Annotated in this window: 3 protein-coding genes; all 3 read right to left on the minus strand. The window is 37.7% G+C overall.

Annotation, left to right across the window (positions count from 1 at the left end):
• Nucleotides 1-270 precede the first annotated feature (270 nt).
• The 3 genes from G7Y39_RS13760 to G7Y39_RS13960 are packed head-to-tail and all read right to left on the minus strand — an operon-like array spanning nucleotide 271 to nucleotide 1,502.
• Nucleotides 271-492 carry a DUF1810 family protein gene (locus G7Y39_RS13760; protein ID WP_241160064.1) on the minus strand — a complete coding sequence of 74 codons (222 nt, stop codon included), beginning with the start codon at nucleotides 490-492 and terminating at the stop codon, nucleotides 271-273.
• Complete coding sequence (locus tag G7Y39_RS13280; RefSeq protein WP_241160065.1) at nucleotides 422-778, minus strand: DUF1810 family protein; 357 nt, start codon at nucleotides 776-778, stop codon at nucleotides 422-424. Before G7Y39_RS13280 ends, G7Y39_RS13760 begins: the two co-directional genes overlap by 71 nt.
• 49 nt (nucleotides 779-827) lie before the next feature.
• Nucleotides 828-1,502: a hypothetical protein gene (locus G7Y39_RS13960; protein WP_206225180.1), complete on the minus strand. Its 675-nt coding sequence runs from the start codon at nucleotides 1,500-1,502 to the stop codon at nucleotides 828-830.
• Between the last annotated feature and the right edge of the window lie 635 nt (nucleotides 1,503-2,137).

Genomic DNA, 2,137 nt, shown 5'->3' on the forward strand with positions numbered 1-2,137 from the left:
AAGTGTATTGACAAAACAAAATGGGGAATCCGGCAACTAATGCCGACTGCAACATATAGGTTCAACAAAACAATAGCGACTGCAACTATTAGCTTCATAGTGACAGTCGCTATTGTTATATATAAAGTTTAATACCTGTAGTTTATCAAATGCTTACGATTGTTCTGTTATGTTATTTGTTGCCATTATTTATGCTACTTTTCTTAAAACTACAAATGTATAAAGGGATTGCAGTGCTTCATCGGCTTTTTGCCTATTATATGAGGATTTTTATCTCCAACAATGTTTTTCAAGCATTTTTTTGAAAATAGGAATATCAGAAACAGAAGCGAAAAGTAACATACAAGCTCTTACTTTAATTACATCGTTTCCAAATATCTCATAAACAGACTTCTCATTATTATAGACAGCTTCTGTGATTTCAACTAATCTGTCTCTTAATATTAGGATTGTTGATATATTCAATTGCTTCTTCACGTCCACGTATTCCATAATATCGAGATTTTTCACTTTTGCCGAGATTAGTTAGTTGTGGAAATATGAACCATATCCAATGGGTTACTTTCTTACCTGCTTTAACTTCTGCTAAGGCAGCCTGATAAGTATCCCACTTATTTTGAGCTTCTATAAATCTATCAAGTCCATGGTACATAGCACTAAAATCAGGAACAAAATAATCATAAAATCTTCCAGTACTTTCATCTACTACTTGCATTCTACCACAAATTTTGTCAGCATAAAGATTAATATAATCTTCTCTTGTTTTAATCTCTGTCATTATTTAATGTTTTAAATTCTATTTAGAGTGCATATTGTAATTAGTGGGGCTATGTCTCTGATGGGAATCCTATTATTTTCCAAAAAGATTGTGGGAGAGATATATTTTTCAAATCCTTACACTCTTTAAATAAAGGAGCTATTTCATTGGGGCTATATCCTGCAATACCACAACCTATCGGAGTAACAAGAAAGTGCTTTTGAGGATTTAACTTGGCAAATTCACAGAACTGTTTTATATCTTTTCCCATTTCAGAAATTCCACTCATGGAATTGATTGCATAACTTTTACCTTGCAACCCATGCCCTTGCCCCATAATTGCGCCAAATTTTTCAACTGCTGCTTTGGCTGCACCTCCATAATGCAACCCCTTTGCATTAGAACCGAAAACGAATATTTCGTTACTCCCGAGCCTGTTTATGCGTTCAGGTGTAATTCTATTTTCTGCATTATTTGTTGAGGCTTCCAACTCTTTTAGCATCTCGGCTTCCACAATAGGCTTCTGCTTTTTCCATTCTTGCAGGAAGTCTTTCATGTCATATTTAAGGTCTTTCAATTCATTCTTCTTGAATATGCCACTTTTAGCGACATATTCTTCAACTTTTTTCCTTACGGCAACTTCTGTTTTATAATGAGCCATTTTCTTGGCATCTATAGGGAAAGAAAAAGCCTTTCCAACTTTCTTCCCGTTGATTGTTTCATATTTAATGACACAAATTTTCATAAAATGCAGGTGTTACAGTCTCATAGACAAATGTAGTGAATTTTGCTTACTATCTATCGCTTGAAATTTTAAAAAACATTAAATACGAGCAGGCGATATTAATAGATGAAGAACATTATGAGCATAATAGGCGGAATAATGATACAAATCATGAGAGTTAATAAATCTTCTATTTCATTGCACGTTTTAGTTCCACGGATTCCTGTCTATAAGTCCTAATGGGACACCTGCAAAAGTCCGTGGCACAGGCTGACCCAAATAGCACCTTGCCCCTAATCTTCCGCATACGCCCGGTTGTCGTACCTGCTACTCCCAGGGTCAAGGTCTCGGAGCGCCTCACTCGGGCAGAGCCAAATGTAAGGGTGCGGATGTGCCGAAGAAACCGATTCCAATGCCACACTTGGAGAGGTGAAATGCCATACTTCGCAGGGTGAAATGCCATACTTCGCAGGGTGAAATGCCATACTTCGCGGGGATGACCTTTTCGAGCGGTCTCGCGGCGACAGGGATCGAGTAGGTAGGGAAACAAAATAAGTTTTCCTGCCTATTTTGTTTCCTTCCCTCTCACACCACCGTACGTGCCGTTCGGCATACGGCGGTTTCGTGCTGTCCTTGCCTTTTGTAGATGCCACATT

This window comes from Parabacteroides sp. ZJ-118, from assembly GCF_011038785.1.
In the GTDB taxonomy this organism is placed as follows: Bacteria; Bacteroidota; Bacteroidia; order Bacteroidales; family Tannerellaceae; genus Parabacteroides.